We start from the raw sequence: 7,406 nt of genomic DNA on the forward strand, positions 1-7,406 counted from the left end.
TGGAGCAGAAATCACCGGCCTGCTCCAGCGCGGCATAGGGGGTACCTGTGACCACCTTGCAGGTACCGGGCTCGTCGCCGGTGACGTTGGAGGAGCGCCCGGTGCGGGTGCCGCTCACCACTTGGGCTTTGTTGGTGACACTGAAGCCCACCTTGGCTGCCTCCGGGGCCGGCTTGGTGCCGCAGAAATCAGAAAACTGCTGGCTGCCCACATATTCATCCCCCGTCACCAGGCGGCAGCTGCCGGGTTCGTCCCCGGTCACATGCTCACTGCGGCCCACATGGGTGCCAGTGATACCCGTGCCCCGCAGGGTATGGAGGCTGGCCACCTTGGTGGGAGCCCGGCCACCCACCTGGCTCTGGTCACCGCCCACGTACTGGGTGCCGGTGAGCTGCCTGGCCGAGCCTGGCTCATCGCCGGTCACATTGCTGGAGCGGCCCACCATCACGCCGGAAACGGGTTGGCCCCCGACGGTTTGGCTGCGGCCGACCTTGCGGGGACTGGGATTGCTGCCGCCGCAGTAGGTAGCCGATTGGTTGGCTGATACGTATTCCGTACCGGTGATGTTTTTGCAGGTGCCGGGCTCATCGCCGGTGACCTTTTCAGAGCGACCCACCTCGTTGCCGGTGACGCGATTGCCATGGGTGGTGGCGCTGACCCGCACCTTGGCGGGTTGGGTAGCGACGGGGCCGCTCTGGCAGAAGGCTTGAAACACCTCAGCCCCGAGGTACTCGGTGCCGGTAATGGGGCGGCAGGTCGCCGCCTCGTTACCGGTGGTCTTGGGGGAGCGGTTCGCCTGGGTGCCGGTCACAACCTGGCCACTGCTGGTTTCGCTGACGCCCACTTTCCAATGGGCGTCAGCGGCCACGGCCTGCTTGGAACCGTGGCGGTTGGGGCCGGAGGGTCGGGTGCCACCGTTACGACTGGTGCCGGCACTTCCCACCTTGGCCCGCAGCTCCCGCACCTTCTGGGAGAGCTCGCGGGCGCTCATATCCGGGTTGCCCTGACGGGAGAGGGTCGCCGCCGAGGTGCTAGTGGGGGCATTGGCGGATTTACCACGCTTGGAGAGGGCTTCGCGGCGGGCCAGGGCCAGGGCTCGGCTGGGATCACGCTGGGCCGATCGCTTCGGGGTTACCCGCCGATCGTTGCCCTGGCCTGACCGGCTGCTCAGGCTGGTGAGGGCGGGGGATTGGCCAGCCGGACGCTTGGCCCCAGCAGCTGGAGCAACTTGCTGGGGATTGGCCGCGACGGAGGGTTTGGGAGTGGGCTTGGCCAGGTCGGTCTTGGCCAAATCAGTACGGGTGCGATCGCGGGAGGTGTCAGCACGCTTACCGCGCTTGGAGAGGGCCTCCCGACGGGAGAGCACCAGATCACGGCTGGGATTGGCGATTGGCCGGGCCGGGCTGCGCTTGGCAGACGGGGATGGAACGGCCAGGCTGCGGCTCGGTGTGGGCACCGGGACACTCGCCGCTATCGCCACAGAGGCTGCCGGCTTGGCCGCCGCAGCTGAGGTGCGCGTGGGGCGCGCGTCCTCGAGCGAACGCACGCGACTGTTACCAGAAGTGAACCGGTTGGCGGCCTTTTTGCCACCGTTGGTGAGGGCCCTGCGGCGCTCCAGAGCTGCTTCCCGGCTGGATGTGCTGGCCATGTCCGCCCGTCGAATGGATGATCAAAAATTGAAAGGTGGGGGGGCCGGCATGGAGCCGATACCCCCCCTCAAGCCGCTAAAAATCAGCGGCCTTCAAAAACCACGAAGCAGGCACCCTGGCTTTGGGTATATGCGTCGTAACCAACCAGACGCACGTGGTGGTCGGGATAGGCACGATGGCAAGCCTCAAGCTCGCTCACAATCACGCCCAGATCCTTCTCGCCAAAGAAGGGCAGTTTCCAGAATGACCAATAGGTGGCCATGGAATTACTGGGATGGACATGCTCAACGAGCGGGCTCCATCCCTGGGCAATGATGTAGGCGATTTGGTCGTAGATCTCGTCCTGGGTGAAAGGCGGCAAGAAGCCGAATGTCTCCAGGGTGGCGACTGTTTGGTAGTCACCCACGGTGCTCTTGAAAGGCATGGGGATCCCTTAGGTGGATGGAAATGGATTGATCAATCGATAGATTGATTGATCAGTTGACGTCGAGTTTGTCGACGGTGTCGAACTCAAACTTGATTTCCTTCCAGGTCTCCAGGGCGATGGCCAGCTCGGGGCTGTGCTTCGCTGCCTCCAGAAGGATGTCGCGACCTTCAATCTCGATCTCGCGACCGGCGTTGCGGGCCTTGACGCAGGCTTCGAGAGCCACCCGGTTGGCGGCCGCACCAGCGGCGGAACCCCAGGGGTGGCCGTGGGTACCACCACCGAACTGCAGCACCGAGTCGTCGCCGAAGATGGCCACTAGGGCGGGCATGTGCCACACGTGGATGCCACCGGAGGCAACGGCGAAGACGCCGCCCATGGAACCCCAGTCTTGGTCGAAGAAGTTGCCGCGGCTGCGGTCTTCGGGGACGAAGGATTCACGCAGTTGGTCGATATAGCCGAGGGTCGACTGGCGGTCGCCCTCCAGCTTGCCAACCACCGTGCCGGTGTGCAGCTGGTCACCACCGGAGAGACGCAGGCACTTGGCCAGCACTCGGAAGTGAATACCGTGCTTGGGATGGCGGTCAATCACAGCGTGCATGGCACGGTGAATGTGCAGCAGCATGCCGTTCTTACGGCACCACTTGGCTAGACCGGTATTAGCGGTAAAGCCCCCAGTGATGTAGTCGTGCATGATGATGGGCTGGCCCAGTTCCTTAGCGAACTCGGCACGCTCATACATCTCCTCAGGAGTTGCGGCGGTGCAGTTGAGGTAGTGACCCTTCTTTTCGCCGGTTTCTTGCTGCGCCAGGTTGGTAGCTTCAGCAACGAACTCGAAACGGTTCTGCCAACGCTGGAACGGTTGGGAGTTGATGTTCTCGTCATCCTTGGTGAAATCGAGACCACCGCGGAGGCACTCATACACAACCCGGCCGTAGTTTTTACCGCTCAGGCCGAGTTTCGGCTTGATGGTGCAACCCAGCAGGGGGCGACCGTACTTATTCATGCGGTCGCGCTCAACCACGATGCCGTTCGGAGGACCCATGCAGGTCTTGATGAACGCCATCGGGAAGCGGATGTCCTCGAGACGCAGATTGCGCAGCGCCTTGAAGCCAAACACGTTGCCAACCAGGGAGGTCAACACGTTGGTGATTGAGCCTTCCTCAAACAAATCGAGGGGATAGGCAATGAAGGCGTAGAAGGCTTCCTTGTCGCCAGGGACGTCTTCGATGCGGTAGCAGCGGCCTTTGTAAAAGTCGAGATCGGTGAGGAGCTCGGACCAGACGGTGGACCAGGTGCCGGTAGAGGATTCAGCGGCCACAGCGGCAGCCACTTCTTCCTTGGGAACACCTTCCTGGCCGGTGCATTTGAAGCAGGCCAGCAGGTCGGTGTCTAGGGGGACGTAGTCAGGAGTCCAATACGTGTCGCGGTACTCCTTGACCCCGGCGTCGTACTTCTTGCTCATGGAGTTTCTCCGGTGGGGGCGGGTAAGGGATTGAGATTGATCAGCGCTTCAGACGCTTTCTGGCTCAGTCCTTCTGACCGGCGTAGTTGCCGTTGCCCAGGGCAGGCTCCACTTCGCGGTGGGGCCTAGCGATGATGTGGGCTGCTACGAGGCCGTCGCCGACGCGCTCGCAGGCATCAGCCCCGGCGCGAACAGCTGCGTTAACTGCGCCGGTTTCGCCGCGCACCATGACGGTGACGTAGCCGCCGCCAACGAATTCACGACCGATCAGGCGCACTTCGGCGGCCTTGGTCATGGCGTCAGCCGCCTCGATCGCGGGGACCAGACCCCGGGTTTCAATCATGCCGAGGGCGATGCCCATGGTTTCAGTTGCCATTACCTGCTCCTGGAGGAGGGGGGTGGAATGTTCGCTCGCAACCATGGTCGGCAGGCAAACCCCCCGTCAAGCCATTTACCCCTCTCCTGCCATCACTCTTAGTCCGCCGTCAGATAAGCCAAGCTGATCAGTGCAACACAAAACGTTAGGCAATGCTTGCCACTCCAGTGGCAGCAGGGGTTCTGCCGCCTCCGCTCAGAGCGCTTCTGCCTCGGCCACGAAGGCCACACCGCCGTAGTAATCAAGCAAAGGCTGGAGACCCTGGCGCAATTTGGGCAGAACTTCCTCCGGGCAAAACACGATCACATGGGCATTGGCCCCCAGGCCACTGAAGTCCATGGAGTCGGAAACCAAGCCATGGGGCCCCTTGCCAGTGACGTGTTTCAGCACCGAGTAGCCCGGCGCTCCGGCCGCATCAATGGCCTTGATCACCGCGTCTAGCTCCCTTTCGCTCAGGATCAGATCCACACGTTTCATGGCTCAGCCTGGGGAGGGAAGGAAGGTGTTGACGAGGGTCATGTAGAGCGGAATCCCCACAATGATGTTGAAGGGGAAAGTGACCCCAAGCGCCATGGAGATGTAGAGGCTGGGGTTGGCCTCAGGCACGGTCATTCGCATTGCGGCCGGCACGGCGATGTAGGAGGCACTCGCACACAGCACCACAAACAACAGGGCATTGCCAGGCTCCAGCCCCAGTCCCCTGGAGATCAGAACCCCCACCAAGGAGTTGAACAGGGGCATCAGTATGGAGAAGCCCACCAGAAAAGCTCCCGCCTCGCGCAGATCGCGGATGCGCTGGGCCGCCACGATGCCCATGTCCAGCAGGAAAAAGCTCAGAGCTCCGTAGAACAGCTGCTCACTAAAGGGCAGCATCTTGGCCACGCTGGCGGGGCTGTAGGCCGCAACAAGCAGGCCGATCACCAGGCTGCCCACCAACAACAGCACTGAGCTGTTGAGGAATGCCTCCCGAAGCAACTCTTGCCAGCGCATCTCCTTGGCATCGGGGCGTCGTTGGGGGGAAGCCAGCTTGACCAGCAACAGGCCCACAATGATCGCGGGAGATTCCATCAGGGCCAGGGCCGCCACCATGAAGCCGTCAAAGGGCAGCTTCTGGGTTTCCAGAAAACCCTCGGCGGTGATGAAGGTCACCGCACTGATGGAGCCGTAGGTGGCCGCAATGGCGGCGGCATTGAAGCCATCGAAGCGCAGCTTCAACAGCAGAAAGCTGTAGACCGGCACCAGCAGGGACATCCCCACGGCGGCCGCAATGGTGGGCAGCACCTGGCCCCCCAGACCGCTGTGTTGCAATTCGAGCCCCCCCTTGAAGCCGATCGCCAGCAACAGGTAGAGGGAGAAGAGCTTGGGCAGGGGCGAGGGGATTTCCAGGTCGGAGCCCACCAGCACCGCAATCACACCTAGAAAAAAGAACAGAACCGGAGGGGAGAGCAGGTTCTGCAGGATCAAGCTCGAGTCCATTGGCAAAACTCCGGCTTGATCACCTGAAATGGCGATCAGCTACAACGCTAATCCCCTCCAAACCAGTTGGTCCAAGTGGGCCGCCCCCTGTCAGGGGCCGAACAAAAAGCTGTACTTGCCCAGGGCTTTTAGGCTTATTTACCTAATGTTGCAGAAGGAACCGGCACCCCTGGAGTTCTCCGGGGGGTGGAATGTTCAACCCGGCCGGTTCCCCACTCCTGGAGCGCCCCTGGGTTCTTGTAAGAGGGCTCTGGGCCAGAATGGCGGCTCTCCTGGGGACCCTGGATGCCAGCTTTGGTGATCGCCAGCGGCAACCCCCACAAGGTGGCCGAAATCGGCGCCATGCTCGAGCTTGTTGAGCTGGAAGTGTTGCCCCAGCCCGCGGGGCTGGACATTGAGGAAACGGGCTCCACCTACCTCGACAACGCGAGGATCAAGGCCCAGGCAGTGGCCAGACTCACCGGCCAGTGGGCCCTGGCGGACGACTCCGGCATCGAGGTGGATGCCCTGGGCGGCGCACCCGGAATATTTTCGGCCCGCTACGCCCCCACCGACCACGAACGCATCCATCGCCTGTTGCACGAACTGGGCGACTCCCTCTACCGGGGGGCCAGTTTCCGCAGTGCGATGGTGCTGGCGGATCCCTCCGGAGCCAGCCGCGCCGAGGCAGAGGGCATCTGCAGGGGCTCAATCCTGCGCCAACCCCAGGGGCATGGCAGTGGCTACGACAGCCTGCTCTACGTGCGCGAGGCCGGCAGCTCCTATGCCCAGATGGGCCCCCACCTGAGAAGCAAATTCGGCAGCCGCGGCAAGGCTGCAAGGCTGCTCGCCCCGGCGCTGCGGCGGCTCCTGGGAATTCGAGGCTGAGCTGGATTAGCTCAGCGGGAGTTGTTGTTGATGTGGTTGATGGCCCGCATCGCCGCGGCGGCGGCCTCTTCCACATCGCCTTCGCGGCCCGCCAGGGTGAGGCGGCCAAAGGCGCCCACGGCCTTGACATCGACCACCGTGATGTTGGAGCCCTTTTCGGCCTCATTGGCGGCGATCAGCACGTAGCCGGCGGGCTCGGTTTCCAGGATGAACATGCTCATGCCGGCCTGGATCATCGAGCCGCGGCGGTTCTGACGGTTGATCAACACCGCATGGTCGGGGGTGATGGCACGGATGATCTCGGTCCAGCTCACCTCGCAACGGCTGCGCTGCTCCACCCGGCTGCCGATCGCCTCGAGCACCACATCGCCCGAGTGGAGCACATTGCTCTGGTCGCGGTGATAGAGGGCCAGCGAGCCAAAGGCCCGCTCCACGATCATCTGGCCGAGGCGCACGGTGCTCGCCTTGAGGGCGATGTCGGTGACCCGGTGCACCGCCATGCCGGGCGACACTTCGAGCCAGAGACAGGCGTCGCCGGGGATCGGCAGGAAGCCCTGGCTCACGGTGCCCATGTAGGCGGCCAGCTGGGGCTGGAGTGAATCCAGAAAGACGTAGGTGCGCAGCTCTATCGACTGCACCTGGCTCGACTGGCGGGCCAGGCGGGAACCTTCGCTGTCGGTGGTGATAACGCAGCTGGCGCCGGAGCTGCCGCTATCCACCTGGGTGCCGGTGACCAAGGATCCAGAACGGGGGCCCGCAGGTACCGAACCCCTGCCCGTGCCCGTGACAGATGCCGACGCTCCTTCCCTTCTCCGGCGCAGGGCCAATTCCTCTCGAGATGGCTGGCGGGCGGGCAAGGGTCCTTCGGGCAGCTTGCCCTTTCAGCTGGGCAGCCGCGCCGGGATCTTAACCCTGGGGCCGGTTGCACCCTTGCCCATTGTTGCGGAGCCGGTAGGGTCCGGCCAACGTTGATGGGACGTTCATGACCAGCCGACAGCCAGCCGCCAGCACCGCCGCTGCCACAACCAGCCAGGCCCCACTCCCAGAGTGGATGGCCGAAGCCGCGGCCCAGGGGGTGAAACCGGAGCAGGCCCTGGCCTTTATCGGCCTGGGCTTGATGCAGAAAATGGCCGGATCCGGCAACGACCT

Annotated in this window: 8 protein-coding genes; 1 reads left to right on the top strand and 7 read right to left on the bottom strand. The window is 63.3% G+C overall.

Annotated elements, in window-relative coordinates; all coding sequences use genetic code 11:
- The 6 genes from KBZ15_RS14715 to KBZ15_RS14740 all read right to left on the bottom strand — a co-directional run.
- Positions 1-1,648, bottom strand: a 1,648-nt coding sequence (locus KBZ15_RS14715) for a CsoS2 family carboxysome shell protein (RefSeq protein WP_255015958.1), incomplete at its 3' end; no start/stop codon positions are given.
- Between the two features lie 83 nt (positions 1,649-1,731).
- Positions 1,732-2,073 (bottom strand): ribulose bisphosphate carboxylase small subunit, encoded by a 342-nt coding sequence (locus KBZ15_RS14720; protein ID WP_197149945.1) that lies wholly within the window; start codon positions 2,071-2,073, stop codon positions 1,732-1,734.
- A gap of 52 nt (positions 2,074-2,125) precedes the next feature.
- Entirely contained in the window at positions 2,126-3,538 is a 1,413-nt protein-coding gene (locus KBZ15_RS14725) for a form I ribulose bisphosphate carboxylase large subunit (RefSeq protein ID WP_197149947.1), read from the bottom strand.
- A 64-nt stretch (positions 3,539-3,602) separates the two neighbouring features.
- Positions 3,603-3,914: a BMC domain-containing protein gene (locus tag KBZ15_RS14730; protein WP_094559871.1), complete on the bottom strand. Its 312-nt coding sequence runs from the start codon at positions 3,912-3,914 to the stop codon at positions 3,603-3,605.
- 195 nt (positions 3,915-4,109) lie between these two features.
- Positions 4,110-4,391 carry a P-II family nitrogen regulator gene (locus KBZ15_RS14735; RefSeq protein WP_255015959.1) on the bottom strand — a complete coding sequence of 94 codons (282 nt, stop codon included), beginning with the start codon at positions 4,389-4,391 and terminating at the stop codon, positions 4,110-4,112.
- Between the two features lie 3 nt (positions 4,392-4,394).
- Positions 4,395-5,390 carry a sodium-dependent bicarbonate transport family permease gene (locus tag KBZ15_RS14740; RefSeq protein ID WP_255015960.1) on the bottom strand — a complete coding sequence of 332 codons (996 nt, stop codon included), beginning with the start codon at positions 5,388-5,390 and terminating at the stop codon, positions 4,395-4,397.
- A gap of 285 nt (positions 5,391-5,675) precedes the next feature.
- Between KBZ15_RS14740 and KBZ15_RS14745 the strand changes: the two genes are divergently transcribed.
- Positions 5,676-6,257, top strand: coding sequence for a non-canonical purine NTP pyrophosphatase (locus KBZ15_RS14745; protein WP_255015961.1), 582 nt, complete (start codon positions 5,676-5,678; stop codon positions 6,255-6,257).
- A gap of 11 nt (positions 6,258-6,268) precedes the next feature.
- Here KBZ15_RS14745 and KBZ15_RS14750 read toward each other — a convergent pair whose 3' ends face one another.
- Positions 6,269-6,994, bottom strand: a complete 726-nt coding sequence (locus KBZ15_RS14750) for a BMC domain-containing protein (RefSeq protein ID WP_254930607.1) — start codon at positions 6,992-6,994, stop codon at positions 6,269-6,271.
- Positions 6,995-7,406 lie beyond the last annotated feature (412 nt).

Source organism: Cyanobium sp. BA20m-p-22 (assembly GCF_024346275.1).
In the GTDB taxonomy this organism is placed as follows: domain Bacteria; phylum Cyanobacteriota; class Cyanobacteriia; order PCC-6307; family Cyanobiaceae; genus Cyanobium_A.

What these genes read in the sequence shown, in the direction of transcription:
- KBZ15_RS14720 (WP_197149945.1), bottom strand. Translation starts at nt 2,073, where the DNA reads ATGCCTTTCAAGAGCACCGTGGGTGACTACCAAACAGTCGCCACCCTG.
- KBZ15_RS14725 (WP_197149947.1), bottom strand. Translation starts at nt 3,538, where the DNA reads ATGAGCAAGAAGTACGACGCCGGGGTCAAGGAGTACCGCGACACGTAT.
- KBZ15_RS14730 (WP_094559871.1), bottom strand. Translation starts at nt 3,914, where the DNA reads ATGGCAACTGAAACCATGGGCATCGCCCTCGGCATGATTGAAACCCGG.
- KBZ15_RS14735 (WP_255015959.1), bottom strand. Translation starts at nt 4,391, where the DNA reads ATGAAACGTGTGGATCTGATCCTGAGCGAAAGGGAGCTAGACGCGGTG.
- KBZ15_RS14740 (WP_255015960.1), bottom strand. Translation starts at nt 5,390, where the DNA reads ATGGACTCGAGCTTGATCCTGCAGAACCTGCTCTCCCCTCCGGTTCTG.
- KBZ15_RS14745 (WP_255015961.1), top strand. Translation starts at nt 5,676, where the DNA reads ATGCCAGCTTTGGTGATCGCCAGCGGCAACCCCCACAAGGTGGCCGAA.